The organism is Bradyrhizobium sp. CCBAU 53421 (assembly GCF_015291625.1).
Taxonomy (GTDB): Bacteria; Pseudomonadota; Alphaproteobacteria; order Rhizobiales; family Xanthobacteraceae; genus Bradyrhizobium.
This window is the reverse complement of sequence record NZ_CP030047.1, coordinates 7,077,942-7,103,379: the sequence shown is the minus strand read 5'-3', so window position 1 is coordinate 7,103,379 and position 25,438 is coordinate 7,077,942. Positions and strand designations below refer to the sequence as shown.

The following is a 25,438-nucleotide window of genomic DNA, read 5'->3' as shown; positions in this document are numbered from 1 at the left end:
CGGGAGCCTTTGTCAGACGGCCAGTTTTTGACCGTCGCGTTTCGCGCGCGCACGGTCGAACACGGAACGGCACTCGATCTTTGTGCGTTGGAGCGCAAAGCACGAACGACGAGCGCAAGCTCGAGACGGTTCTGCTGTGCGCCGTTGTCTAAGGGAGGCTTGAGGGGTGCTGGCCGTCACCCCGCAAAATCCGCGAAGTCTCTAGATTCATGCCGCCATCGATCCGCGCCTGGGGCGAGGCGCCGTATTGCGGTTTGGCGGGCCTGTCGGGGCGCCTGGAAGAGCTGCACGGCTTGACCTGAACTGGTCGGTTCGTGTCGATAGGGAGCACCGTCTTGTGAGATATCCGCTTCAGAGCCAGGTTTGAGCGGATGCTCGAAACGCCGGTTATGCGGGAGAGCTTGTTCACGATGAGATCCTCAAGAGCCTCGATATCAGACACCATAACGCGGAGAAGATAATCGTTGTCCCCGGTCATCAGGTAGCATTCCATCACCTCGCCAAGGCGATCGATTGAACGCGTAAAGCTATCGAGTGACGGCTGGGCCTGCCTTTCAAGCCTTACTTGTATGAATGCCGTAACGCCGATGCCGAGAACTGCGGGATCCAGCACCGCAATTCGCCGGTCAATGACCCCGAGTTTTTCAAGCGTTCGAACTCGAGCGAGACACGGAGACGGTGAGAGATTGACGCGGGAAGCGAGTTCAACGTTGGTCAAACTTGCGTTCTGCTGCAGTTCATTCAAGATCTTTATGTCGATCCTGTCCAAAGCCGTCGTCGTCATTTCGTTCTCCCATGGGCAAGCATTCGTCGTCCCATCGAGGCCCGGCCCCTTGCGTTATTTCGCGTGGTGACATCTCGATGAAACAAATGCTATCCCTCGCCCGGGCATGTAGAATTTCGATAAAATGACGACTTGTATCGAAAAACGGTCAATCTGATCTTGCCGCCCGAACATGTGGCTTGCGCGCCGGTGCCTGCTGCCGTCGTGATGAGCAAACGCGATTGCAATCTGTGCACTGATTTGGTCGCGGGAACTGAACCTGTGCCCAAGCGCGCGATCATTGGGGCCGCAGCTTTGCCGTCGACGGGCCTAGCCGGGTAATTGGTAGGGCAGTATGTCCCTGCGATCGCGGTCTATTCTCAATCTGCTCTTGAGCGGCGGGATCGCGCGTTGAGAACAGTTGGTCCGCTCGCAGATTCGACAAGAAATTCCGATCGGATCGTAATTGCCTTTGCTTGTGAGGTCGAGCCCGTCTGCATACACGAAATCTTTTGCATAGGAGACCTCGCATCCCAGCGCGATGGCATAGCGCGGACGAGGAGAGCCGAAGCCGCCCCGGCCTTTCGAAAGTTCGGTTGCGATGCAAAGAAATCGGATGCCGTCCGGTGTCTCGGCGAGTTGCCGAATGATTTGGCTTGGGGCCTCGAATGCCTGGTGCGCATTCCAGAGCGGGCAGGCGGCTCCGTATCGTGCAAATTGCAGTTTTGCCGCGCTGTGGCGTTTGGTGATGTTTCCGGCGCGGTCCAATCGGGCGAAGAAAACGGGCACACCCTTCGAGCCTTGCCGTTGAAGCGTAGACAGGCGATGAGCAACCTGCTCCAGGCTTGCGCCGAACCTGGTCGCGAGCAATTCGAGATCGTGCCGCAGCTCTCGAGCGGATTGCAGGAATCGTTGGTACGGTAGAACGAGAGCGCCCGCAAAATAGTTTCGCAATCCGGCCGCGCACACGTTTCGTGCATCGACTGATCGAAATGTCGCTTTATCTGCAATCTGACCAATCCGTTCTTCTTCTTCAAGAGCCGCGATTTGCAGGGCAATCTGGAAGGTCCGGGTTGGTGTCGGCAGATATTGGCTCAGAAACAGCGTGCGCGATGCGCGATCGAATTGCCGCAATGAAGTCTCGTTCGGACCGCTCTGGCGAATCTGCACGCCATGTTTCGATCCCAGGTAGCTGATCAACGCCGTTGTCGCGTTGCTGTCGGGAATATTCAGCCGGTCGGCAAGAGCCTCGGCCGCGGTATCCAACTCATGGACGTAATTGTCGACCAGGTGAAAGAAATCGCGAACTTCCTCATAAGCCGTCGGTTCTCCCGCCAGGTTGGCGATCCGGCCATCCAGGCTGGCGAGCTGTTCGCTGTTGCGCCGATATGCCTGATGCGCGTTCAGGAGCGCTTGAGCAAAACCGGGAGCGTTCTGAACGACTAGCTTTAATTCTTGTATGCTGGGCGCGTAAGAGGCGAAGATCGGATCAGCCAACGACTCGGCCAGCATCGAAATGACCTTGTCGCTGTCGTTGAGCGACAAAGAGCTCAGGTCGACCTGAAATTTTTCGGCGAGCAGCACCAGTACGGAGGCCGAGACCGGCCGCTGATTGTTCTCGATCTGGTTCAGGTAACTGAGCGAGATTCCCAGCCGCTCCGCGAACGCCGCCTGGGTGAGCATTTTGCTCTCCCTTACCTCGCGGAACCTGCGACCGATATAGAGCTTCCCTGCCATTTGCAACTTCGCAATTTGCTGTTTGCAATTCTGTAGCATGTGCAAATGTGCGTCTTCAAGCCTTCTCAGGTCTCGGATCGCTTGTATATGGCGCTGTGAGACCTGCTCGCGGACCCACCGGGGGGTGTTGTGTGATCTCCACAATTGAAGCTCTTGAAGAACGTCGCGCCGGCGCCAAGCTGGGCGGCGGCGAAAAGCGCATCGAGGCGCAGCACGCCCGCGGCAAGCTCACCGCCCGCGAGCGGATCGAGCTCCTGCTCGACAAGGGCTCGTTCGAGGAATTCGACATGTTCGTCGAGCACCGCTCGATCGAGTTCGGCATGGAGAAGACCAGGATCCCCGGCGACGGCGTCGTCACCGGCTGGGGCACGGTCAACGGCCGCAAGACTTTTGTCTTTGCCAAGGACTTTACGGTGTTCGGCGGCTCGCTGTCGGAAACCCATGCGTTGAAGATCACCAAGTTGCAAGACATGGCGATGAAGGCGAGGGCGCCGATCATCGGCCTCTATGACGCCGGCGGCGCGCGCATCCAGGAAGGCGTCGCGGCGCTTGCGGGTTATTCCTACGTGTTTCGCCGCAACGTGCAGGCCTCGGGCGTGATCCCGCAGATCTCCGTCATCATGGGGCCGTGCGCCGGCGGCGACGTCTATTCGCCTGCGATGACCGACTTCATCTTCATGGTGAAGAACACCAGCTACATGTTCGTCACTGGTCCCGACGTGGTGAAGACCGTCACCAACGAGGTGGTGACGGCGGAGGAACTCGGCGGCGCCTCGGTGCACGCGACGCGGTCCTCGATCGCCGACGGCGCCTTCGAGAACGACGTCGATGCGCTGTTGCAGATGCGCCGGCTGATCGACTTCCTGCCGTCGAACAACACCGACGGCGTGCCGGAATGGCCGAGCTTCGACGATATCGGCCGGGTCGATATGTCCTTGGACACGCTGATCCCCGACAATCCGAACAAGCCCTACGACATGAAGGAGCTGATCCTGAAGGTGGTCGACGAGGGCGACTTCTTCGAGATCTCGGAGACCTTCGCGAAAAACATCGTCACCGGCTTCGGCCGCATCGCCGGCCGCACCGTCGGATTCGTCGCCAACCAGCCGATGGTGCTGGCCGGCGTGCTCGACAGCGACGCGTCACGCAAGGCCGCGCGCTTCGTGCGGTTTTGCGACGCCTTCAACATCCCGATCGTTACCTTTGTCGACGTGCCGGGCTTCCTGCCGGGCACGAGCCAAGAATATGGCGGCCTGATCAAGCACGGCGCCAAGCTCTTGTTCGCCTATTCGCAGTGTACGGTGCCGCTCGTCACCATCATCACCCGCAAGGCCTATGGCGGCGCCTTCGACGTGATGGCGTCGAAGGAAATCGGCGCCGACATGAATTACGCCTGGCCGACCGCGCAGATCGCGGTGATGGGCGCCAAGGGCGCGGTGGAGATCATCTTCCGCTCTGACATCGGCGACCCCGACAAGATCGCGGCAAGAACCAAGGAATACGAAGACCGCTTCCTGTCGCCCTTCATCGCCGCCGAGCGCGGCTACATCGACGACGTCATCATGCCGCACTCGACAAGGCGGCGGATCGCGCGGGCGCTGGCGATGCTCAGGGATAAGAAGGTCGAGATCCCCGCGAAGAAGCACGACAATCTGCCATTGTGATCAAAGCATGTTCCAACGAATCCTGATCGCCAACCGCGGCGAGATCGCCTGCCGGGTCATCAAGACTGCGCGCCGTATGGGGATTGAGACGGTCGCCGTCTACTCCGAGGCCGACCGCGACGCGCTGTATGTCGAGATGGCGGATGAAGCCGTGTTGATCGGCCCGCCGGCCGCGGCCGAAAGCTATCTTCTGATCGACAAGATCGTCGAGGCCTGCCGCAAGACCGGTGCGCAGGCCGTGCATCCCGGCTACGGCTTCCTGTCCGAGCGCGAGGCGTTTCCGCGCGCGCTGGAAGCCGCCGGCATCGTCTTCATCGGCCCGAACCCCGGCGCCATCGCCGCGATGGGCGACAAGATCGAATCCAAGAAGGCCGCTGCGAAGGCGAAAGTCTCGACGGTGCCCGGTCATCTCGGCGTCATCGAGGACGACAAGCACGCCGTCCAGATCGCCGACGAGATTGGCTATCCCGTGATGATCAAGGCCTCCGCCGGCGGCGGCGGCAAGGGCATGCGCATCGCGCATTCGAAGGCGGAGGTCGCCGAAGGCTTCAACCTCGCCAAGGCCGAGGCGAAGTCGTCGTTCGGCGACGACCGCGTCTTCATCGAGAAGTTCATCGTCGATCCCCGGCACATCGAGATCCAGGTGCTGGGCGACAAGCACGGCAACGTGATCTATCTCGGCGAGCGCGAGTGCTCGATCCAGCGCCGCAACCAGAAGGTCATCGAGGAAGCGCCGTCGCCGCTGCTCGACGAGCAGACCCGCCGCAAGATGGGCGAGCAGGCCGTCGCGCTGGCCAAGGCGGTCAACTACGATTCGGCCGGCACCGTCGAATTCGTCGCCGGCCAGGACAAGAGCTTCTACTTCCTGGAGATGAACACCCGTCTGCAGGTCGAGCATCCCGTCACCGAACTGATCACCGGCATCGACCTCGTCGAGCAGATGATCCGCGTCGCGGCCGGCGAGAAGCTTGCGATCGCGCAGAAGGACGTCACGCTGACCGGCTGGGCGGTCGAGTCCCGCGTCTATGCCGAGGATCCGTTCCGCAACTTCCTGCCCTCGATCGGCCGCCTGGTGAAATACCGTCCGCCGGCCGAGGCCAGCCATGACGGCATCACGATCCGCAACGACACCGGCGTGCAGGAGGGCGGCGAGATCTCGATCCACTACGATCCGATGATCGCCAAGCTCGTCACCCACGCCCCGTCGCGCGCCGCCGCGATCGAGGCGCAGGCGACCGCGCTCGACGCCTTCTATGTCGACGGCATCAGGCACAACATTCCGTTCCTGTCGGCGTTGATGAACCATCCGCGCTGGCGCGAGGGCCGGCTCTCGACCGGCTTCATCGCGGAGGAATTCCCGAAGGGATTTTCGGCGCGCGCGCCCGAGGGCGAGATCGCACGGCGGCTCGCGGCCGTCGGCGCCGCCATCGATCACGTGCTGGGCGAACGCAAGCGGCAGATCTCCGGCCAGATGGGCGGCCGCGTCGTGCTGCGCGAGCGCCGCCGCGCGGTGTGGCTCGATCATGCCGAGATCGCGCTCGATGTCGCGCGCGAGGACGACGCGATCGCGGTGCGCTTCATCGGCGCCGACGGGCTGCCGGGTAACCCTCATAACCTCGTATCGAGCTGGGTGCCGGGCGATCCGGTCTGGCAGGGCACCATCGACGGCAATTTCGTCGCCGTGCAGGTGCGGGCGATCAACAACGGCTTCCGCCTCGCGCATCAGGGCTTTGAGGTGCCGGTCTACGTCTTTACCGAGACCGAGGCGACCTCGGCGCGGCTGATGCCGGTGGTCTCGGCCGCCGACACCGGCAAGAAGTTGCTGTGCCCGATGCCAGGGCTCGTGGTGTCGATCGCGGTGACCGAAGGGCAGGAGGTCAAGGCCGGCGAGACCTTGGCCGTGGTCGAGGCGATGAAGATGCAGAACGTGCTGCGCGCCGAACGCGACGGCACGGTGAAGAAGGTCCACGCCGCCGCCGGCGCCACGCTCGCGGTCGATGCGCTGATCCTGGAGTTCGCATGACAATCAGGGATCGCGATCTTCGCATTCTACCGTAAGGATATCTCGGTTAACCCAAGGTCGACCGATTTTGCGCCGGCATCTGGCTTTCAGCCGGCGCCACATCAACGCGAAGCGTAGTTCCACGACACGATGACCCGAGCATCCTGAAAGCCTTGTTCATGCGCCATGCGACGGCTCAAGAATCGAGCTTGTTCGCAGACGCGCGAATGCGCCGGCAGGGTCCAATAAGGGAAAATTCGGTCATCGGATAGCTCGCGAGCTGCGCAAGGTGCTCAGCGGCAGCGGGTTCACATGGATGATCAACGGATCAGCGCTAGGCAAATCGCAATCGGCGCAAGCGATGATACGCGCCCGAACGCTCTGCCGGGAAAGCGGCAGGGTGTCGAATGCCGCCATGAATCGTCTCTCGTCGTCGCATGCACTGGAAGTTCAACAAGCCGGCCCGGATAGCCTGCAGCACAATATGCTGATTGGCGATGCGCGCGGTGAAAACTTCGAACATTAATGCCGGCCGGGCGGCGCAAGTATCATCAGACAATCGTGGCCGGAGGTCATGGATTGACGGTGCGCTCGGAATTGAAAGCAAAGGATGAAGCTCAAGCACATCTATCTTACCGCTCAGGAACCTGAAGCGTTAGCCGGCTTCTATGAAGCGCTTGGACTGACGATCCGCTTCGCCGACGGCGCCAAATGGGTTCAATTCGCCGGAGAGAAGGCGGCCTTCTGCATCGCAGGCCCGGGAGAGTCGGCCTCCGAAGGGGCTCGGAACGCGGTCGTCGTATTTGAAGTGGAGGATCTGGAGCTGGCGCTCGATCGGGCTCGCGCCCTGGGAGCCGAGATCTTCGGCGAAGTGCGGGACATGGGGGCGCATGGCCGTGTGGCCTGGTTGAAGGATCCGCAAAACAACACGATCCAGCTCTTTCAGGCGTCGAACAAGCAGGGCGGCTAGCCGGCTCCGGACATTCGGTCTGAGTATTTGCGGGAACCTATCACCATGAACTTCCGAGTGTCACCGATGCCAAACCAACCATCCCCGGTGTTCAGCAGCGTGGAATTCCGAAGCGCAATGCGCAACGTGCCCGGTGCGGTATCTATCGTGACGACGGGCGTGCGACCGGGCAGGCACGGTTTGACGTTGACGGCCGGGTGCTCAGTGTCAACCGAACCATCGAGCGTGCTCGTTTGCGTCAACAAGTCCGCCGGCGGCCACGACACAATAAAGCAGAGCGGATCATTCTGCTGGAACATTCTCACGGCGGATCACGCTGAGCTGGCAAGAAAGTTTGCGGGGCAGGACGGAAGCAAGGGCGACATACGCTTTGCTGACGATTTGTGGCGTCAACTCACGACAGGTGCGCCGAGCCTCATCGAGGCAATTTGCAGCTTCGACTGTCGCGTGTCCGCTTCGTACGATGCCGGCAGCCATACGATCTTCGTCGGCGGGGTTGTTGCCCAAACAACCAACCTCGATCGCGAGCCGCTGGTCTACGTAAACGGCGAATTCACCGTACCGAGGCGTTAGAAGGTCCAGCGCATGGGCTGCCGAATGAGTGTCGCATTCAGTGAGAATAGCGCCCGGACATCGACCGAGAATGCGAAGCAAAGGCTCAGGTCATAGCGTCCGGCGGCCAAGAGGATATCTGTCACAAACACAGGAGAAATACCAATGCGGGGGACCATGTTCGCTGACCAGATCGGGTGGGAATTCAACGCCGGAGCGGTCGCGATCCCGCCCGAGCGCGGCCAGCCGCGGATAGCGGCTTGCCCGGATGTTACGGTGTCCAGCCCCCGGCATTCGCTCGCGCCAGTCAGTGCTTGCTGATGCTCTCGCTCTGGCTCAATGTTCTTGCGAGCGGCATTCTGCTCGGTCTCGTTTACGGCCTCGTCGCGTTGGGCCTGACCATCATATTTGGCGTCATGCGCGTCGTAAATTTTGCGCACGGCGAGATGGTCGTGTTCGGTGTCTACATCGGCTACTGGACGGTTCGGCTGTGGAACGTCCCAATCATCGTGGCGGCAGCAATCGCTGCGGTCGTGATGTTCGTCTTCGGATATCTGTTGGAAACGCTGATCGTAAAGCGGTTCGTGAACCGGCCGCATCACTATCAATTCATTGTTTTCATCGGCTTGTCGTTGCTCTTTAGCGGAACCCTGTTGGTGGCGTTCGGGCCGGATCCGCGTCCAACTGCCTCGCAGCTGTCGTTTCAGACCGTATCTCTCGGCTTTGTGACGCTCGACCTGGCGAGAGTGCAGGCGGCAGCGACCGCCGGGCTGCTTATAGCTCTGCTTGGAGCGTATCTGAAGTTCTCCTCGTTCGGCCGCTCGCTGCGGGCGGCGGCGGACAATCGTTTGGGCGGCCTCATCGTTGGACTGAACATTCCAAGAGTCTATGCGGTCACCTTTGGCATCGGGGCAGCTTGCGCAGGGGTCGCCGGCGCCCTGATATCTCCCCTCTTCGACGCTCAACCATATCTCGCCGTGGATTTCACTCTCCTTGCTTTCGTGACGGTCATCGTGGGCGGGCTCGGCAGCTTTGGTGGAGCACTCCTCGGAGGCCTGGTGATCGGCGTCGCCGAGGCAATCGCGGCGTTGATGTTCACGCCTTCGATGAAGACGGCGCTTCCTTACGCGCTCCTGATCATCATCCTGGTTTTCCGTCCGAGGGGGTTTTTTGGTGCAAAAGAAATTTGACCGTGGACTGGAAAGGACACGGTGGCTTGCCGGGATAGCGGTCTTCGCTGTCCTGGGATTAGTCGGGGTGCTGGCAAACCCGTACGTCATCTCGCTGATGACGATCGTATTGTTGTTCACCTTCCTCGGACAGTCCTGGAACTTGATGCTTGGCATCGGCGGGCAGCTATCGATCGGTCACGCCCTTTTTGTCGGGCTGGGAGCCTATTCCGTCGGTGTCCTCTACGTTAAGTACGGCATTTCGCCATGGGTCGGGCTCTTGACCGGAATGATCCTCGCCGGATCCGTTGGCGCGTCGATCGCCTGGTTGAGCTTCCGGTTCGAGGTTCGCGGTATCTATTTCGCGCTGCTTACGATTGCCGCCGCCGAGTTCGCCAGGATCATGTTCAGTGGCTGGGAGTTCGTGGGCGCAATGCAGGGATTGTTCTTTCCTGCGCCAACAGGCGGGATTGAGATCTCCATGCTTCGCGGCGATGCCCGCTTCTACTACTTCGTCGCGCTTGCACTGGCGGCGTTGGGAATAATCGGAACCGAATTTATTTCACGATCTTACCTCGGATACGTATGGCGGGCGATGCGCGACGACGAATCGGCCGCACGCGCGCTCGGCGTCCGGACCTTCCAGCACAAGATTCTCGTGATCTCGCTATCGGCTGCAACGGCCGCCGCGGGCGGTGGCGTTCTGGCACTCGTGCAAGGGTCGATATTCCCGGACTCCATCATGGGGATGGGGCTATCGGTAGACGTCCTGATAGGGCCCGTGGTCGGAGGGCTGGGGACTACGTTCGGTCCGCTGGTCGGGTCGCTCGCCGCGATTCCGCTCAATCACTTGATGAGCGCGCTCGGCGACAGTCTTCGGATCCCGGGACTGAACAATATTACCTACGGTGTTGTCCTGATCTCGGTCGTCTGGTTCCTGCCAGACGGCATCTGGCCGGCGATTGTGCGCCTTTCCAAAGCTATCCAGGCGCCACCCACGGCATGGCTGTGGCAGTCCCGAAAGGTCGAAGAATGACAACCTTGCTTGAGGTCGAGAACCTGTCCCGATCGTTCGGAGGCTTGGTCGCGGTGAAGGATGTAAGCTTCTCACTTCGAGCGGGGCGGATCACAGCGCTGATTGGACCAAATGGAGCGGGAAAGACGACATGTTTCAACCTGGTCGCTGGTGCCCTGAAGCCGACCAGCGGCCGGGTGCTGTTCGAAGGCCGCCAGATCGACAATTCGCCACCCGAGACTGTTTGCAGGATGGGTATCGCGCGAACATTTCAGATCGTGCGGCCGATGCGTGAGATGTCGGTGCTTGAGAATGCCATGATCGGAGCCTTCAGTTGGACCAGAAACGTAAGCGAGGCCAGATCGAAGGCGTACGAGTCTCTTGAAAGCGTTGGTCTGGCCGCCAAGGCCCATGCGAGGACGGATCAATTGACGCTACCGGACCGGAAAATGCTGGAGACGGCCAAGGCGTTATCGACCCGGCCCAAATTGCTGTTGCTTGACGAGGTTATGGCGGGTCTGCGACCGACTGAAGCTGCTGGTATTGTAGGCGTACTGCAGAAGCTTGCCGAAGGTGGATTGACGATCCTTCTTGTCGAGCACGTCATGCGGATCGTGATGGAAGTGGCCTCGCGTGTGGTGGTGCTGCATCACGGCGCCAAGATCGCAGAAGGAACTCCAGGAGAGGTGGTTGCAGACCCGAGGGTCCTCGAGAGCTATTTGGGGGCAGGCTTTCATGCTTGATGGCGCGCTTCTGACGATCGATGGACTTTGTGTCGCGTACGATGGATCGTGCGCTTTGAACGGCGTCTCCCTGCAGATCCACAAAGGCGAATTAATCTGCGTCGTAGGCGCGAACGGCGCAGGGAAGACCTCACTCATCAGATCAATCTCGGGCATCGTTCGGTCTTCGAGTGGTGTCATCAAAATGAACGGTGTTGATATCACCGGGATGCCGCCTTGGGAGGTCTGCGAGCGCGGCATTGCGCAGGTCGCGGAAGGTCGGCAGATATTCGGAAGTCTTTCTGTGGAAGAAAACCTGCTCCTCGGAGGGACGCTGAAGCGCGCGAAGGCCCGGCAGTTCGAAACGCTCGAGTTCGTTTATCAATTGTTTGAGAAACTTCGGGAGCGCCGGGGGCAGTTGGCCGGTACGCTATCGGGCGGTGAGCAGCAGATGCTGGCTATCGGCCGTGCAATCATGTCAAAGCCCGAGGTCGTCATGTTTGACGAGCCTTCCATCGGGTTGTCGCCCGCCCTGACGGACGTCATGTTTGGTGTGGTGAAGTCCCTGCACGAGCAGGGAGCCACGGTACTGCTGGTAGAGCAGAATGTGGCGAAATCGCTTGCGTTGGCCGATCGCGGCTACGTCCTGGAGAACGGCTCAATCGTGCTCCACGGATCCAGCGACGAGTTGCTGAACAATTCCGAGATTCAGCGCGCTTATCTTGGATTGTAACTGTCCTGAATGGCGGGACTAGCCCGTCATCCGAAAGGGCGGCCGAGAGATCGCAGCAGAAGATGCCGCGAAATAGCCCCGGCACGACTATATGTGTCGAGCAGCGGCGTCAGGGAAAGGGTGTACCGCAATCAATTCCGGAAAACCTGGCTTAAGGTATTTCTATGGAAGCCGATGACGCCCTTCTAATCGAACGCGACGGCGATGTGGTCACGATGACCATGAACAGGCCGCCGGCGAATGCATTGAATAACGCGCTTGTTGGCCGGCTGCTGGACACGTTTGGCGCACTGTCTCGTGAGGTGTCGCCGCCGGGCATTGTCCTGACCGGCCAGGGCGAGCGCTTCTTCAGCGCTGGCGGAGACATAAAGGAGGTCGCCGGCATCGAGATATCCCGGCCTCGGATGAGGAGCTTCCACGCGCTTCTTTGCGAGATGGAGAGATACCCCGGGCCCTTCGTATGTGCCGTGCGTGGATACGCCGTCGGCGGGGCTTTGGAGTTTCTTCTTCACGCCGACTACGTCGTAGCGAACCATGAATGCAAGGTCGGCTTCCCGGAAATCAATCACGGCCTGTTGCCTGCAGCCAAGGGAATCCGGAAGGCAGTTCAGAAGCTTGGGCTTCGTGAGGCGCAGGCATTGCTCTACTGGGGCGACTTGATCGACGCCCAAAGGGCACGCCAAATTGGGGCGATCAACGAGATTGCAAGCACCGCGGAAGTGATGGTGAGGGCCGGGGAGGTATGCAGGTATCTTCGTGGAAAGGAGCGCAAGCTGTTTACGGCGATCAAGCGTTCGCTGAACCTGACGGGCCAAATGGACGATGCTTCGCTCGAGGCGGTGACGATCGAGGATCTCGCGGCCTATCTGGTAGACGATAGTTCGGCACAGGCGCGGTCGCGCTTCCTGTCGAAGCAGCCAAGGGAAGCCTGAATGACCGCACCGGCATTGCCTGACGAGCTCCGTCTTGAACTGATGAGCTTCGAACAGGTATCGGCCGCCCTTGCTGCGGGGGCATCTACCGTCCTGATACCCTGCGGAGCTGTGGAGCAACATGGACCGCACCTTCCGCTCTGCATGGATGCGGATCATGCAGACGCCATCGCGGCAAGGCTGGCGCGGCATCTGGGACGCACCCTGATCGCTCCCACCATCAAGGTCGGCTGTTCAGCCCATCATCTGGTCTTCCCGGGGACCATATCCATTAGTCCGAAGACGTTCGAGTCGATCTGCCTGGACTATTGCACAAGTCTTGCGAGGCACGGCTTCAGGCGAATTCTGCTGTTCTCGGGGCACATCGGGAATTTTCCCGCGCTTCGGGACATGCTTCCCCGGCTGAGGAGCGCCGTTCCGGTAGACGTCGAGATCGACGCGTATTGCGATGCAGTCGCCTGGATCGAGAGATGGCGAAGAGCCGTCGAGCAAGCGGGTGGTGACCCGAATGCGGTTGGAGGACATGCCGATATCGCGGAGACCTCGCTCATGATGTTGCTCCGCCCCGATAGCGTTCGGCTCGATCGGTTCGACGTCGGGCATCTCGGTGCGCTATCCGAGGAGCAGCTTCAGGCAATGTGGAGAAACGGCATCAAGTCCGTCACCGCCAACGGCATCATCGGCAACCCGTTTGGCTCAACGGCCCGGATCGGCGAGCGATGTCTCGAGGCGATAGCAGATCTTCTGGCTGTCTCGTTTGGAAGCCGTAACGCTGCCTGAATCTCTCGTGCTCCTCCGCGGATGAACGCCGAGAATGATTGTCGCGCCACGTTCAGCGGCGTTGGCTGCGAAAGCGGCAGGCGTCGACTGCTCACAGCACAAAATTTGGAAAGTCATGTAACTGCGGGGCGCATTCGAACAAAAATGTTGCCGCGTCCATGAAATGCTTCGCCATCTTGACACTCCATGAGGATCCAGAAGATGGCACTTACGTTCGGGTTTTGGTCGGAGCAAGAAACCCAGGTCGGGCAGAGCTATGCCCGCCGACTCCATGAACTCGTGGACGAGGTGCGTCTGGCGGAAAAGGTCGGATTCGACTGCGTCGCGCTTTCCGAGCAACACGTTGCACTCGGCGGCATCTCGAGCTCCGCGCCGGAGGTCGTCTACGGGTACCTGGCAGCTGTTACTTCGCGCGTGAAGCTGAGGTCAGCGGTGACGCTGATGCCCCAGAAGATCAATCATGCCTTGCGATCGGCAGAGCGATTGGCAGTAACCGACATCCTTTCGCATGGCCGCATGGAATTCTACGCCGGCCGGGCCAACACGACGATTGCCATGCGCGCCTTCAACGTTGACCCGAGCGAAACTCTCGCTCAGATGGAAGAAGGTATCGCGCTCCTGAAGAAATCGATGCGCGCAGATATCTTCACTTTCGAGGGCAAGTACTATCAGATCCCGCCGCGGATGCTGGTGCCCAAGCCGATGCAGAAGCCGCATCCGGTGATCGGCATCGCTGCAACCAGCGAGCGGAGCCACAGCTGGGCCGGATCCGAAGGCCTCGCCGTCATGAGCAACTGCATCTACCAGGGATGGGAGGTCCAGGAAAAGCTTCTAAACACATACCGTCGCGGCTGGAAGCGTGACGAGCAAGGTCCGCTCGATCGGCCGCGCATCGGCATTCCGCTTTTCTTCGGCATCGGGCCAACCGATCAGAAAGCGAAGGACGATTACGCCGAGCCCCTCATGCACTATGCGAGGATTTCAACGGACGCCTATCCCCGTCTGGCGAAGCTCGCCGACGACTATGCGTATATGAGCGAGAGCGTGCCAGCCATGGAGCGCGCGGGAAAGGACTGGGACTACTTGCTCAACCACTCCGCGACAACAGTCTGTGGAAGCCCGGACACCGTCATTCGTCAGATCGAGAAGTTCCAGGCGATGGGCGTCGACGAGGTGCTTCTTCATCTCGACTCCGTCAATCACGAGAAAATCATGGAAGCGATCGACATGTGTGGCCGCTATGTGATCCCCCACTTCAACGACAGAAACAATGTCGTCCGGCCTACGGAAGATATTCTCGGACAGATCCGCGCCATGCGACCGCAAAAGTAAGCCAACCGGAACCAACGGAAGATAGCCATGTCGAAGCAGAACTACAAATATCTGATCGTCGAGAAGCGGCCGAGCGGTGCCGCCATCGTCACGATGAACCGGCCGGAGATCCTCAATGCGATCAATTGGGATATGCACAGCGAGCTCGAGCGGGTCTTCGTCGAGCTGGACGAGGACAAGGCAGTGCGCGCGATCGTTCTGACGGGGGCGGGACGGGGGTTCTGTTCAGGCGGCGATCAGAAAACGCTCGACAAAAGTCCGATCCCGTCGCCGACCCGGGGCGGACGCCATCTGATCCGGAACATGCTGGAAGTCGAGGCGCCGATCATCGCCGCGGTCAACGGCGTCGCGGTCGGTCTCGGGGCAACCCTCGCCTTGTTCTGCGACGTCATATTCGCGAGCCCGGCCGCGAGGTTTGCCGACACGCATGTTACCGCAGGCGTGGTCGCGGGCGATGGCGGCGCGGTGATGTGGCCACTGTTGATGGGGCCCGTCCGTGCGAAGCACTACCTCATGACCGGTGACTTCATCTCCGCCGAAAAGGCCGCGTCCATCGGCATGATCAACGAGGTTATTTCGAACAGGGACGTCAAGGATGCTGCAATCGAGTACGCAGAGATGCTCGCGAGCGGCCCAAGAGAATCAATCATCTGGACCAAGTATTGCGTGAACAAGATCATCAAGCAGTACGCGCATCTGCTCCTGGACACCTCGACCGCCCTCGAGACGATCACCTTCGCCGCGCCCGACCGGCGCGATGCAGTGGCCGCCTTCGCTGAAAAGCGCAAGCGCTTCGCGGAGCGTTGAGGTGAGCGCCGAGGGTTTTGCGTCAGGCGCCCAACTCGCCGACGTGACCATTCCGCAGCTCCTGAGCCAGCGGAGGGTGGAGCTTTCTGACGAGATCGCGTTCAGGCAAAAACGTTGCGGTGAGTGGATCGCCACGACCTGGAAGCAGTATTCGGACCTGGTGGCCAAGTTGGCGGCTACTCTGCAAAAGGCTGGATTCGAACGCGGCGATCGCGCGGCGATCATGGGGGATGTGTCCCAGGAATGGCTTCTTGCGGACATGGCGATCATTTGTGCCGGCGGCATCATGGTCGGCGTCTACTTCACCTCATCGGCGGAGGAGGTCGGCTATTATCTCGGCGACTCCGGAACGTCGTTCATGTTCGTCGGGAGTGAACTTCAACTCGGTACCGTCCTTGCATCGGGCCATGCTGACCAGCTGAAAAAAATCATTGTGCTCGATCCCGCTTGGAAAAAGGCAGGCGGGCCGGCGAACGTCGTCTCTCTTCGTGATTTCTGGAGCGAAACATCGGTTGACGCCGACATCTTGCTGCAGGAGCAGGTCGCGAAAGCAAAGGCGAGCGACCTGACCAGCATCGGGTACACGTCCGGAACGACGGGATTTCCGAAGGGAGCGATGCTGACCCACCTGTCGCTGCTCGCCGGCGCGCACAGCGTAACCCTGTTCACGTCGAAGTTGCGCTCCGATGTCCACCGTGTCGTCGTGCACCTGCCGATGTCACACACGGTGGCACGCGCACAGGCAACGACACTGCCTCTGCTCATCCGCCTGGTGCCGTATTTCGGCGAGAACAGCGCAGAGTTCGCTCAAACGGTCAAGGAAGTGAGGCCGACCTACTTCATGGCTCCGCCGCGGTTCTTCCAGCGGTATGCTACCCAGATCCTCAGCAAGGTTCACTCCGGGTCCGAGAAGCAGAAGCAGGACTATCAGTTCGCGATGACCATCGCCCGCAAGGCCCTTGATGATCGTCAGGCCGGAGGCGTGCCGGAACCGTTCATCTCCGGCCTCTTTGCCGTGTGCCAGCAACAGGTTTTCCGTCCGCTGCTTTGTGAGGTCGGGTTCGAGGAACTCACGGTTACATACACCTCGTCCGCGGCGATGCCTCCCGAGCTGATGTCGCTGTGGCAGCTATGGGGATTGCAGCTGAAGGAATGTTACGGACAGACAGAGCTGGTTGGCGCCAACTTAGTGCAGATGGCGGAATGGCCGGAAGCCGGCACCGTGGGCGTACCTCTGCGGGATCCGGCTTGGGAGACCGCTGTTCTCGAAGACGGGGAAATGATTGTCAGGGGACCCGGACTCTTTGTCGGTTACTGGAATAAGCCGGAAGAGACCAAATCCGCTCTGCGCGATGGCTGGCTCTACACCGGGGACATCGTGGATGTCGATTCGACCGGCCTCTTCAGGCTGGTCGATCGAAAAAAGGAGATCATCAACACTTCCAATGGAAAATCCATCAGCCCGACGCAGATCGAAAACGAGCTCAGGCGCAGCCCGTTTATCTCTGAGGCGGCTGTGCTTGGTGAAGGAAAGAAGTACCTCACCGCGCTGATCGAGGTGAACGCGACCGCGACGATGGATTGGGCCAGATCGCACGGTCTTCGGATCGATCGGTACTCGGAACTGGCGAACTCCGAAATCGTGGTGCGGATGATCGAAGCAGAGATCGGCAAGGCGAATGGCAGGCTCGCCAGGGCCGAGCAGATCAAGGCGTTCCGGATATTGCCGGAAGAGCTTTCTCCCGAGAACGGCACGATGACGCCGACTCGGAAGAAGCGTCGGAAGCAGATCATGGAGAGGTATCGATCACTAATCGATACGCTTTATGACGAGAGCGAAGAAAACCTCGTCAAGGCAGAAATCAGACCCTGAGCCAAATCACGCGGGCGGCGGATCTCGTGAAGCGCCGGGGCGCGAGTACACGTCCCTGGCGCGATAGCGCCTGACTGTTCTGTGAGCGCTATCAGACCGCATCATTATTCTTGCAGCCAACCAAAGGGGGAACTACATGAGAAAGCACAGCGAAAGCGGTTTGACCCGCCGGTCCTTGATCGGTAGCGGAATTGGCGCCGCCGTCGGGTTCGCATCGTGGCGGTCAAGAGCGACCACCCCGGCCAAGGTCCGCGTCGGCGCAATCAATCCGAGCAGTGGCGTCCTGGCGTTTCCGGGGCAGGCTTGCGTACGCGGCATCGATGTGGGTGCGAAGTTCGCAAAGGAGAAGTTCGGTATAGAGCTGCAAATCATCCATGCGGACACGCAAAGCCGGCCGGAAAACGGACGGATTGCCGCCGAGAACCTGATCAGGCAGGGGTGCACGGTACTTATCGGCGCGTGGGATTCCGGAGCAACCATCTCCGCGCTTCAGGCCGCAGAAGCCGCAAAAGTGCCTATGGTCGTTCACATCGCGAGCGCGACCCAGGTGACCTCTCAAGGATTCACCGAGGTGTTCAGGTATTACCCGACGTCCCTGACAATCGTCAGGAAGTCCCTCATGGAGCTGAAGTCCATCCTGTCCTCGATCAAGGACGCTCCAACAAGCGCCGTCGTCATGCACCTCAACAATACGATGGGACAGTCGACCGCGGCGAGCATCGATCAGGCCTGGAAGGAGGTCGAAGTGCCTCTCAGGATTGCCGAGTATATTCCATACGATGAAAGAGCCAAGGATCTCTCGGTCGAGGTTGCAAAAGCCAAAGCGTCAGGCGCGGACGCGTTGGTCTCCGTCACGCGTGTCAACGATGCCATCATGATCATTCGGGAATGCACCAAGCAGGGGTGGAATCCCAAAATGATCTTCTCACCCAACTCGAATGGCGCGCAGGACAAGGCGTACTATGACGCGTTGGGCAAGTACGGTGACGGCGCGATACTCTCGACCCTGTGGTACAATCCGAAGGCGCCCGACGCCGCGGCGATCTTGAAGCGATTTGCGTCCGATTATCCAAATGACTGGGTCGACGGGAATTCAGGGTGTGCCTTCGAAGCTGTTCAGATTGTTGCGGACGCCGTAAGCCGCGCCGGTTCTTCCGAGTCCGCTGCGATCCACGCCGCGCTTAAAGGAACGGACATGACGCCTATCCTGATGTCCAGCGGCAAGATCAAGTTCGACGCCAATGGCCAGAATATGGGAAGCGACGTGACCATCCTTCAAGGGCAGAACGGGAAGCCTCGCGTGGTGGCGCCGCAGTCGGTCGCCGAAGCTGCGCTCCAATACCCTCTCGTCCCATTCAACTCGCGATAGGAGACGCCGCGAGCTGCGGCCCCAGCGGGCGATGTTGGGGCCAGGGCTCCCGGGCGAAGGTCTTCAAGCCAAGGGCTCACGGCCTACGAAACTGGATCGCTCGGCAAGAAAGCGGCGCGGGCTCTTGCCCATTGCCTTCTTGAACATGGTTATGAAGGCGCTGGGGGTCTCATAGCCCAGATCGAGCGAGACGGCCTGAACGGAAGATCCCGCAGACAGCCTCTGCAGCGCGACGAGGATGTGAAGGCGCTGTCGCCAGCGTCCGAACGTCATCCCGGTTTCCTTCAGCACCAGGCGGGCGAAGGTCCGGACACTCATCGCATATCTGGTCGCTAGTTCGTCGATCGTGCTGCGATCGCCGGGGTCATTGAGCAGCGATGCCGCGAGATGCTGAAGTCGGCTGTCGGTGGAGATGGGCAAGTACATCTGTTCGGTGGACATCTGCACCAATTCGTCGAGCAGCACGCGTCCGAGCCGGCTGGTCGGCCCGTCGACCGGATACAGGGGAGGAAAGACGGAGAGCCGATGGATCAGTTCACGGACGAGCGATGATATCGTGAATGTGCAGCACGTGCTCGGAAGCGTACTCGCCTGCGGATCGATGAAGACGACGTAGACCTTGCCATTGTCCGAGACGCAATTGCTGTGCATGACGCCGGCCGGTATCCACACGGCACCCTGTGGCGGAACGATCCATAGTCCGCCGGGGGCACGACACATCACCGATCCATGTGAAGCGACAACGAGTTGCCCTTTCTTGTGTGAGTGGAGCGGAAGCTCGTCGTTGTCTTCGCCGGTTTCGATGCAGAATGAGGTGATCGGCCGATCGAACTGATCCGGATCAATCGGATCGTAGTTGATCCGAAGCTCGGGCAAATTCATTCTAGCAAAGCCAGGATCCATTTCGGACGTGGATAACATGCTCATCGAATTCGCTCGTTATTGGCTACGGCTCCCGCAACTCAGGAGGCGGAGATAAGGGGCGCGCCTGGATTCCGGGTGACGATAGCGCTCCGGGAAATGCTCGTCACCGAAAAGTAATGCGAGGATGCAAGAATCTGATCCTGCGGGTTAGCCTCGTCCCTTCCCGGAGGATCTTGGTGACGGTCACGGCTGCTCATCGCCGGGCTCCGCGATGGGGAAAGCAGCCGGAAGGCTCAACGCAGGAAGCTGCTGCGACAAGACGCGTCTCAGGGCGACTGACCGGGTACCGCCCCGATGGTAGAAAATGCCGGGTTGCTGCGTCAATCGACTCCACCGATCGCGCTTTCACGGTTGTCCGCAAGGGTTTTCGCCAGAAAATGCCGCGACCCCCAATGCTACCAAGGAACAATTTCGCAGAAAGCCGGCACGGACGTGTTGCCGATTGGAAGGCGAAAGCCAGGCCGCACAGGCTGTGAGCTCGAAAGACGGAAGGCCGCGCCGGGCGATCGTTCGGGGGCGATTGAATATGGCGGAGCATAATCGAACTGTCTTCAGCATATCCTTGAGCGCTCAGGAGCAGGAGTTCGCGGCGGCATGCCGAGACTTTGTTCTGCAGAAGAAACCCGAGCTCAGATCGTCCATCGTCGTAGCGAACAATATGCTTTCGATCGCCGACCAACCACATGTCCGGCAGGCCTTCATGGAATTGGGCCTGGCTAGATTGGTCCGCGTTCTGCGCCTCGCGATCGTGGGTAAGGCGATTGGGATCAGGAGAGCACCCAGATTGCTGTTTGATCTCGCGCGCTTCAGGACAAAGATTGTCCGCGCCCTGCGCAGACGCGCGGGATAGCCGCTCAGGAAACGGCGTCGATCGATCGTGCGACGAAAGCCGGCATTCGGTAGATGGCCAGTGATGGGCTCCATCAATTGTTGTGATCGTGTCGTCATCGGCTAGGGACCGACTGGCCTCCGGTCCATGCAGCATGGCGCCCGCCGATGCGGCTTATCCCGACCTTGTCACGCGAAGATGCCGGAAACTAGCGCAGTTCCGCCTTCTTCAGCACAAAATGCCGGGCGGCATACCGGATAGTTCTGTCGCTGAGATCGTTCGTTGGGCTGTCTTCGATCGAGATCCGCGTTCGACGTTTTCGAAGGATCCACTTCCTTCGTTCCCTCCCTGGCCTTGGCCCGGCTCGCGCCGGGCCATTTTTTCGCTTGGCATCGGTCGAAGCGATTAGGGGGAGCCGCTTGTCGGCCGGCTCAGCGCCGTGGGCTCAGCGTCGTATGATTTTCTTGAGGATCTCGGTCAGAGTCCGAAATTCTTCCCTCGTCAAAGGGGCGAATGTCTCGCCGGAAATCTCACCAATGGTCTCGATCGCAGCGTCCGCAGTCCGCCTCCCTTTGTCCGTTAATTCGATCTGCCGTCGTCGTGGGTCCAAAGGATCCTTGGAGCTCTTGATCAGCCCGCGCGATTTGAGGCGATTGATGACGCCAGTGATCGTTGCTGAATCATAGTGGATCAGTCGTCCCAGGTGATTTTGAGAACATGATCCGACTTCCCTCAGTTTTGCCAACGTCGAGAATTGGGGTGGGGTCAGTTCGTCGATCATTTTCGCGACAAAGATCGATGTGTGGGTACGGAGCGCGACGCGCAACAGGAATCCTGGTGCATCGTCCAACCTGTAATGTGCGGCCTCTTTCGGCTTCTCCGTCGGAGCCGTCTTGGTTTTCGGTTGCACGATTTTCGTCCTCTTGCGGCACTTGGCGGTGGGTCGGCTTGAACAAAGCTGGATGGCTCGGCCTCGGAAGTCCCAGTTGATCATTTGTGTACATTCGTTGACCCCAAGAATCCATGCTGCGTGACTGGGAGCCTGATCCGTCCGGTGCGCCGGAGCAATTATCACTTGTATACGAGTGTAGTGCTTGCATACGAGTGATAATTGGGGTAGGGGTTGAGGATTGCCCCCTGGGAGGAGCCGCGCAGGCTTTCTGACCACCGGGGCGACCTCGCACCCCGGACCCGAACATGTCGGTGACTGACAGCATAAGTGCCGTACGACCCGACCTCATCGAGAAGGTTACGGGGCGGGCTGAATACGTTACCGACCTCGTGATCCCGGGGATGCTGCACGGCTTTGTGGTTCGCTCGCCGGCTACTCACGCGCGCATCTCGTCGATTGACGCGAGCGTGGCCAGGTCCGTACCCGGCGTCGTCGACGTACTCATCGGAGCGGATGTCGCCTCGTTCGGTTGCTGGGGTGTTGTGCTCAAGGACCGGCCGATCGTGGCAATCGAGCGAGTCCGGTATGTGGGCGAGCCGGTCGCCGTGGTGATCGCTGAGACCATCGAGATCGCCGAAGCCGCCGCGGAGCTTGTCGACATCGCGTACGACGAACTCCCTCATGCAACGACCATCCGCGAAGCGATGATGGCGGATGCGCCGCTCATCCATGAGCATCACGAAAACCTGGAAGACTTCTACTTCAAGGGCGGCGCCAGGCCGACCTCGAACAGCAACATATTCCACACATACAGGAACAACGTCGGAGATGTCGACGCAGCGGAGGCAGTTGCGGCATACGTCCACGAAGACTACTTCACTTTTCCGGCGATCTCGCATTTCGCGATGGAGCCGCATACGGTCATCGCCGACTTCCAGGGAGACTCCCTGACGGTCTGGGCAGGTGCGCAGACGCCGACCGCGGTTCAGAAGGTTCTGTCCAGGCTGTTTGGCCTGGCGCTGGCCAAGGTCCGCGTGATCGTCCCGTTCGTTGGCGGGGGATTCGGCGGCAAGGCATCCGTCAAGATCGAACCGCTGGTCGCCGCCGCGTCCTGGAAGGTGCGGCGCCCGGTTCGGGTCGCTCAATCCATGGCCGATTCGATGCTCACCTGCCGAAGGCTCGGCGCAGACATCACGATTCGAACCGCGGTCGATGCCGACGGACGGATCCTCGCGAAGAGCGCAAGGCTCCTGCTCGACGGCGGAGCGTATTCGGACACGGGCTCAGCAGTCGCCACGAAATCGGCAAACCGCATCATGGGACCATACGCGGTGCCGAACATGCGCCTCGAAGCATGTGCGGTTTACACGAACACCGTCCCTGGCGCGGCATTCCGCTCAATCGGTGGCCCGCAGGCGGTTTGGGCCAAGGAATCGCACATGGACAATGTGGCTGCGGCAATCGGCTTGGACCCGACCGAGTTCCGCATGCTGAATCTGGCCTCCCGTGGTGAGCGCATCCGCCCCGATCTGCGCGCGCTCGACATGGACATGAGCGAGTTGATCGGCCGGGTCACGCGGTCGTTCGCGCCGGAAGCGAAACCTTCCAACCGCAAGACGCGTGGATTGGCGCTTGCCGCAACCGATCCGGCGAATACGCCGATCAGCAACGCGATCGTGCGTCTCAAGATCGACGGGTCGATCCTCGTTTCGGTCTCGAGCGTCGAGGTTGGTCAGGGTGCGCACGCGGCGATGGCCCAAATCGCGGCGCAGACCTTGAAGCAGAAGGTGTCTGCGGTCACCGTCCTGCGCTCCGATACAGCGGTCGCCCCATACGACTGGGGTACCGGCGCGAGCCGCTCGACCGTCGTCGTGGGCCTCTCTGTCGAGAGCGCAGCTCTCGACGCAACCGATCAGATTCTCGACATGGTTGCCGAGGTCTGGGATCTTCCCCGCGTCAGCTTGTCACTCGTCGAGGGGGGCGTTTCGACTGGTTCGGACGTTCTCACTTTCCATCAGATATTTCACCGCAGCCTGGGTGTCGATTCGGGAGAAGTCGTCGGCCGCGGCGCTATCACGCCGCGTTCGAAGAACGGCTCCCTGGCGGAGTCACCTCTGTTCTGGGAGACATCCGCGGGTCTCGCAGAGATCGTGGTCGATGAGGAAACCGGCGAGATCCGCGTGCCTCGGTACGCCAGTGCCGCCGACGTCGGTCGCGTGATCAATCGCCTCGCTGCGGAAGGTCAGGATGAGGGCGCTGCTGTCATGGGGCTCGGTCACGCGCTCTACGAGGCGCTCGAGTTCGAGGACGGGCAACCCGTCAACGCGACGCCGATCGATTATTCGATCCCGCGGATCTCCGACGTACCGCCCTCGTTCGACACGATACTTGTCGAAAACGGCGACGGGCCGGGGCCTGGCGGCGCCAAAGGAATGGGCGAGGGAGCGATCCTTCCAGTCGCACCGGCGATCGCCAATGCGCTGTTCGCCGCCTACGGCATCCGAATCACCGATCTGCCAATGACACCCGAAAGAGTGTGGCGCGCGCTACAGACGAGGAACTGAATATGGAATTCAACATGTCAATGGCGGTGCCGGCGACCCCGGCGCAGCTTTGGAGCACGCTGCTCGACGTTCCACGCATATCAAGCTGCATTCCCGGGTGCGAAAGCGTTGAGGAAATCCAGCGGCTTGCAGCCTACAAAGCAACCGTCAAGCAGAAGATCGGTCCTTTCAAGCTCGAAGTGCCGGCTGACATCATCGTTGAATCGATCACCGAGCCGTCTCACGTGCGCACCCGCGCTACGGGCCGCGACAAGATCACAGGAACGCGGCTGGCGGTTGTTCTCGACGTGACCGTCACACAGGACGGGACCGGTTCCACATTTGCCGTGGACGCGAAAGTCGACGTGCAGGGCCGGCTTGCGACCATGGGGTTCGGCATCATCAAGCGGCGGGTCGATCAGAACTTCGAAGAGTTCGAGAAGCGGCTCAAAGAGATGCTGGGCGTGGCCTGATCATGCTGCCGTCACCCTTCCAATTCGAGCGACCTTCGACGATTGCCGACGCCGTGCGTGCCGTCGGCGATTCCGGTGACAGCATGTTCTATGCCGGCGGGACCGAGTTGCTGCTCGCGCTGAAAATGCGCGTCATCCGGGCAGACCGCCTCATCGACATCAAGGGTATCCCTGGGCTCGATTGCATCGCCGTCAACGACGTGAACGAGATCGAGATCGGCGCGCGCTGCACGCACAAGAAGATCAGCGGCGATCCGATCATCCGCGAGCACGTGCCGGCGCTCGCATCGCTCTGCGCCGAGGTGGCAAACATCAGGGTTCGCAACGTCGGAACAATCGGCGGCAATCTCTGCTTCGGGGAGCCTCACGCCGATCCGCCGGCGATGCTCGCTGCCCTCAACGCACGGCTGGTGCTCGAGGGATCCAGCGGCACGCGTGAAATTCACGCGGATGATTTCATCCAGAGCGAAATGGAAACGGTGCGCGAACCTGACGAGCTGCTGAGACTAATTGTGTTCCCGCGGCCAGCGGGACCCGTAACCTATCGTCGGTTCAAGCATGGTGAGAGGCCTTCCGTGAACGTCGCGATGGCCTGGTCGCTGAACGCCGACGGGAACACGATCAAGAGTGCCCGTGTGCGGGCCGGTGCGCTTGGTTCGCGGCCACAGCCTTTGCCGGCCGTCGAAAGTGCCCTCCGAAACGTAGCGGTAGCAGAGGCCCGTCGGGCGATTGAGACTGCTCTTCCCGATGCGTTGGATCAGCTCGAAGTCAACGCCGATCGGCATGGCGGATCCGATTACAAGCGTCATCTTGCAGGCGTGCTTCTTCTGCGTAACGCCGATGAGGCGGTCATCGCCGGCGGGAGCTGGCTGAAATGATGGCGATCTCCTTCTCGTTGAACGGCAAGACGATCGCCGTCGACGTCCCGCCCCATATGCTCTTGATCGACCTAATCAGAGATCGTTTGGGCCTGAAGGGAACGAAACGTTCCTGCGACATGGAAGTGTGCGGCGCTTGCACGGTCCTTCTCGACGGCGAGCCGATCTCGAGCTGCACGACGCTCGCGGTCGATGTGGAGCGGCGCGAGGTCACCACAATCGAGGGTGTCACGCCGCCGGACGGACTTTCCCCGATCCAGCAGGCGTTCGTGCTTCATGGCGGCCTGCAGTGCGGCTTTTGCACGCCTGGGTTCATCATGGCGGTCACGGCGCTCTTGAAGACCACGCCACATCCGACAGACGCGGAGATCCGGCACTATCTCGAGGGCAATCTTTGCCGCTGCACCGGTTACACCAAGATTTTCGAAGCCGTGAAGAGCCTTGCGGGCCGGCAGGATGCCGCTTGAAACCGCGCGAGG

The 25,438-nt window shown here is 60.4% G+C and carries 23 protein-coding genes; 19 read left to right on the top strand and 4 right to left on the bottom strand.

Annotation, left to right across the window (positions count from 1 at the left end):
- Positions 1–148 precede the first annotated feature (148 nt).
- Both XH92_RS33375 and XH92_RS33370 read right to left on the bottom strand, forming a co-directional pair.
- Positions 149–784: an Lrp/AsnC family transcriptional regulator gene (locus tag XH92_RS33375; RefSeq protein ID WP_194455932.1), complete on the bottom strand. Its 636-nt coding sequence runs from the start codon at positions 782–784 to the stop codon at positions 149–151.
- 309 nt (positions 785–1,093) lie between these two features.
- Positions 1,094–2,500, bottom strand: a complete 1,407-nt coding sequence (locus XH92_RS33370) for a short-chain fatty acyl-CoA regulator family protein (RefSeq protein ID WP_194455931.1) — start codon at positions 2,498–2,500, stop codon at positions 1,094–1,096.
- Positions 2,501–2,634: 134 nt separating this feature from the next.
- Here XH92_RS33370 and XH92_RS33365 point away from each other — a divergent pair, with 134 nt between their 5' ends.
- The 15 genes from XH92_RS33365 (at position 2,635) to XH92_RS33295 (ending at position 18,420) form a co-directional block, all read left to right on the top strand.
- A complete protein-coding gene (locus XH92_RS33365) occupies positions 2,635–4,164 on the top strand; it encodes an acyl-CoA carboxylase subunit beta (RefSeq protein WP_371818098.1) in 1,530 nt (509 codons plus the stop codon).
- Positions 4,165–4,171: 7 nt separating this feature from the next.
- Positions 4,172–6,187, top strand: a complete 2,016-nt coding sequence (locus XH92_RS33360) for an acetyl/propionyl/methylcrotonyl-CoA carboxylase subunit alpha (RefSeq protein WP_194455929.1) — start codon at positions 4,172–4,174, stop codon at positions 6,185–6,187.
- A gap of 295 nt (positions 6,188–6,482) precedes the next feature.
- Positions 6,483–6,692, top strand: coding sequence for a hypothetical protein (locus XH92_RS33355; RefSeq protein WP_194455928.1), 210 nt, complete (start codon positions 6,483–6,485; stop codon positions 6,690–6,692).
- 84 nt (positions 6,693–6,776) lie between these two features.
- The gene (locus XH92_RS33350) at positions 6,777–7,136 is read left to right on the top strand and encodes a VOC family protein (RefSeq protein WP_194455927.1); all 360 of its coding nucleotides are present in this window, start codon (positions 6,777–6,779) and stop codon (positions 7,134–7,136) included.
- Positions 7,137–7,181: 45 nt separating this feature from the next.
- On the top strand, positions 7,182–7,709 hold the full coding sequence (locus XH92_RS33345) for a flavin reductase family protein (protein ID WP_246787811.1): 528 nt from the start codon (positions 7,182–7,184) through the stop codon (positions 7,707–7,709).
- 299 nt (positions 7,710–8,008) lie between these two features.
- Positions 8,009–8,878, top strand: coding sequence for a branched-chain amino acid ABC transporter permease (locus XH92_RS33340; RefSeq protein ID WP_194455926.1), 870 nt, complete (start codon positions 8,009–8,011; stop codon positions 8,876–8,878).
- The gene (locus tag XH92_RS33335) at positions 8,862–9,893 is read left to right on the top strand and encodes a branched-chain amino acid ABC transporter permease (protein WP_246787809.1); all 1,032 of its coding nucleotides are present in this window, start codon (positions 8,862–8,864) and stop codon (positions 9,891–9,893) included. The genes XH92_RS33340 and XH92_RS33335 overlap by 17 nt, the downstream gene beginning before the upstream one ends.
- Positions 9,890–10,615, top strand: coding sequence for an ABC transporter ATP-binding protein (locus XH92_RS33330; protein WP_194455925.1), 726 nt, complete (start codon positions 9,890–9,892; stop codon positions 10,613–10,615). Before XH92_RS33335 ends, XH92_RS33330 begins: the two co-directional genes overlap by 4 nt.
- Entirely contained in the window at positions 10,608–11,327 is a 720-nt protein-coding gene (locus tag XH92_RS33325) for an ABC transporter ATP-binding protein (RefSeq protein ID WP_194455924.1), read from the top strand. The genes XH92_RS33330 and XH92_RS33325 overlap by 8 nt, the downstream gene beginning before the upstream one ends.
- 164 nt (positions 11,328–11,491) lie before the next feature.
- The gene (locus tag XH92_RS33320) at positions 11,492–12,259 is read left to right on the top strand and encodes an enoyl-CoA hydratase/isomerase family protein (RefSeq protein ID WP_194455923.1); all 768 of its coding nucleotides are present in this window, start codon (positions 11,492–11,494) and stop codon (positions 12,257–12,259) included.
- Positions 12,260–13,039: a creatininase family protein gene (locus XH92_RS33315; RefSeq protein WP_194455922.1), complete on the top strand. Its 780-nt coding sequence runs from the start codon at positions 12,260–12,262 to the stop codon at positions 13,037–13,039.
- A gap of 201 nt (positions 13,040–13,240) precedes the next feature.
- Entirely contained in the window at positions 13,241–14,371 is a 1,131-nt protein-coding gene (locus XH92_RS33310) for an LLM class flavin-dependent oxidoreductase (protein WP_194455921.1), read from the top strand.
- Between the two features lie 93 nt (positions 14,372–14,464).
- On the top strand, positions 14,465–15,178 hold the full coding sequence (locus XH92_RS33305) for an enoyl-CoA hydratase/isomerase family protein (protein WP_229185233.1): 714 nt from the start codon (positions 14,465–14,467) through the stop codon (positions 15,176–15,178).
- Between the two features lies 1 nt (position 15,179).
- Positions 15,180–17,051 carry a long-chain fatty acid--CoA ligase gene (locus XH92_RS33300; RefSeq protein WP_194455919.1) on the top strand — a complete coding sequence of 624 codons (1,872 nt, stop codon included), beginning with the start codon at positions 15,180–15,182 and terminating at the stop codon, positions 17,049–17,051.
- Between the two features lie 136 nt (positions 17,052–17,187).
- Entirely contained in the window at positions 17,188–18,420 is a 1,233-nt protein-coding gene (locus XH92_RS33295; RefSeq protein ID WP_194455918.1) for an ABC transporter substrate-binding protein, read from the top strand.
- Positions 18,421–18,483: 63 nt separating this feature from the next.
- On the opposite strand, the gene XH92_RS33290 is transcribed toward XH92_RS33295, so the two are convergent.
- Together XH92_RS33290 and XH92_RS33285 are read right to left on the bottom strand one after the other, a co-directional pair.
- The gene (locus XH92_RS33290) at positions 18,484–19,347 is read right to left on the bottom strand and encodes a helix-turn-helix domain-containing protein (protein ID WP_246668436.1); all 864 of its coding nucleotides are present in this window, start codon (positions 19,345–19,347) and stop codon (positions 18,484–18,486) included.
- 1,271 nt (positions 19,348–20,618) lie between these two features.
- Positions 20,619–21,167, bottom strand: coding sequence for a MarR family winged helix-turn-helix transcriptional regulator (locus XH92_RS33285; protein WP_246787807.1), 549 nt, complete (start codon positions 21,165–21,167; stop codon positions 20,619–20,621).
- A gap of 203 nt (positions 21,168–21,370) precedes the next feature.
- Between XH92_RS33285 and XH92_RS33280 the strand changes: the two genes are divergently transcribed.
- The 4 genes from XH92_RS33280 to XH92_RS33265 are packed head-to-tail and all read left to right on the top strand — an operon-like array spanning position 21,371 to position 25,426.
- Complete coding sequence (locus tag XH92_RS33280) at positions 21,371–23,629, top strand: xanthine dehydrogenase family protein molybdopterin-binding subunit (RefSeq protein ID WP_194455917.1); 2,259 nt, start codon at positions 21,371–21,373, stop codon at positions 23,627–23,629.
- Positions 23,630–23,631: 2 nt separating this feature from the next.
- Positions 23,632–24,081, top strand: a complete 450-nt coding sequence (locus tag XH92_RS33275) for a CoxG family protein (protein WP_194455916.1) — start codon at positions 23,632–23,634, stop codon at positions 24,079–24,081.
- 2 nt (positions 24,082–24,083) lie between these two features.
- Positions 24,084–24,959 (top strand): xanthine dehydrogenase family protein subunit M, encoded by an 876-nt coding sequence (locus XH92_RS33270; protein ID WP_194455915.1) that lies wholly within the window; start codon positions 24,084–24,086, stop codon positions 24,957–24,959.
- The gene (locus XH92_RS33265; RefSeq protein WP_194461532.1) at positions 24,959–25,426 is read left to right on the top strand and encodes a (2Fe-2S)-binding protein; all 468 of its coding nucleotides are present in this window, start codon (positions 24,959–24,961) and stop codon (positions 25,424–25,426) included. Before XH92_RS33270 ends, XH92_RS33265 begins: the two co-directional genes overlap by 1 nt.
- The last annotated feature ends 12 nt before the right edge of the window (positions 25,427–25,438 follow it).

Excerpts from the sequence above, each read along its gene's own strand:
- XH92_RS33375 (WP_194455932.1), bottom strand. The coding sequence starts at position 784 with ATGACGACGACGGCTTTGGACAGGATCGACATAAAGATCTTGAATGAA.
- XH92_RS33370 (WP_194455931.1), bottom strand. The coding sequence starts at position 2,500 with ATGGCAGGGAAGCTCTATATCGGTCGCAGGTTCCGCGAGGTAAGGGAG.
- XH92_RS33360 (WP_194455929.1), top strand. The coding sequence starts at position 4,172 with ATGTTCCAACGAATCCTGATCGCCAACCGCGGCGAGATCGCCTGCCGG.
- XH92_RS33355 (WP_194455928.1), top strand. The coding sequence starts at position 6,483 with ATGATCAACGGATCAGCGCTAGGCAAATCGCAATCGGCGCAAGCGATG.
- XH92_RS33350 (WP_194455927.1), top strand. The coding sequence starts at position 6,777 with ATGAAGCTCAAGCACATCTATCTTACCGCTCAGGAACCTGAAGCGTTA.
- XH92_RS33345 (WP_246787811.1), top strand. The coding sequence starts at position 7,182 with ATGAACTTCCGAGTGTCACCGATGCCAAACCAACCATCCCCGGTGTTC.
- XH92_RS33340 (WP_194455926.1), top strand. The coding sequence starts at position 8,009 with ATGCTCTCGCTCTGGCTCAATGTTCTTGCGAGCGGCATTCTGCTCGGT.
- XH92_RS33330 (WP_194455925.1), top strand. The coding sequence starts at position 9,890 with ATGACAACCTTGCTTGAGGTCGAGAACCTGTCCCGATCGTTCGGAGGC.
- XH92_RS33325 (WP_194455924.1), top strand. The coding sequence starts at position 10,608 with ATGCTTGATGGCGCGCTTCTGACGATCGATGGACTTTGTGTCGCGTAC.
- XH92_RS33320 (WP_194455923.1), top strand. The coding sequence starts at position 11,492 with ATGGAAGCCGATGACGCCCTTCTAATCGAACGCGACGGCGATGTGGTC.
- XH92_RS33315 (WP_194455922.1), top strand. The coding sequence starts at position 12,260 with ATGACCGCACCGGCATTGCCTGACGAGCTCCGTCTTGAACTGATGAGC.
- XH92_RS33310 (WP_194455921.1), top strand. The coding sequence starts at position 13,241 with ATGGCACTTACGTTCGGGTTTTGGTCGGAGCAAGAAACCCAGGTCGGG.
- XH92_RS33305 (WP_229185233.1), top strand. The coding sequence starts at position 14,465 with ATGAACCGGCCGGAGATCCTCAATGCGATCAATTGGGATATGCACAGC.
- XH92_RS33295 (WP_194455918.1), top strand. The coding sequence starts at position 17,188 with ATGAGAAAGCACAGCGAAAGCGGTTTGACCCGCCGGTCCTTGATCGGT.
- XH92_RS33290 (WP_246668436.1), bottom strand. The coding sequence starts at position 19,347 with ATGAGCATGTTATCCACGTCCGAAATGGATCCTGGCTTTGCTAGAATG.
- XH92_RS33285 (WP_246787807.1), bottom strand. The coding sequence starts at position 21,167 with ATGATCAACTGGGACTTCCGAGGCCGAGCCATCCAGCTTTGTTCAAGC.
- XH92_RS33280 (WP_194455917.1), top strand. The coding sequence starts at position 21,371 with ATGTCGGTGACTGACAGCATAAGTGCCGTACGACCCGACCTCATCGAG.
- XH92_RS33275 (WP_194455916.1), top strand. The coding sequence starts at position 23,632 with ATGGAATTCAACATGTCAATGGCGGTGCCGGCGACCCCGGCGCAGCTT.
- XH92_RS33270 (WP_194455915.1), top strand. The coding sequence starts at position 24,084 with ATGCTGCCGTCACCCTTCCAATTCGAGCGACCTTCGACGATTGCCGAC.
- XH92_RS33265 (WP_194461532.1), top strand. The coding sequence starts at position 24,959 with ATGGCGATCTCCTTCTCGTTGAACGGCAAGACGATCGCCGTCGACGTC.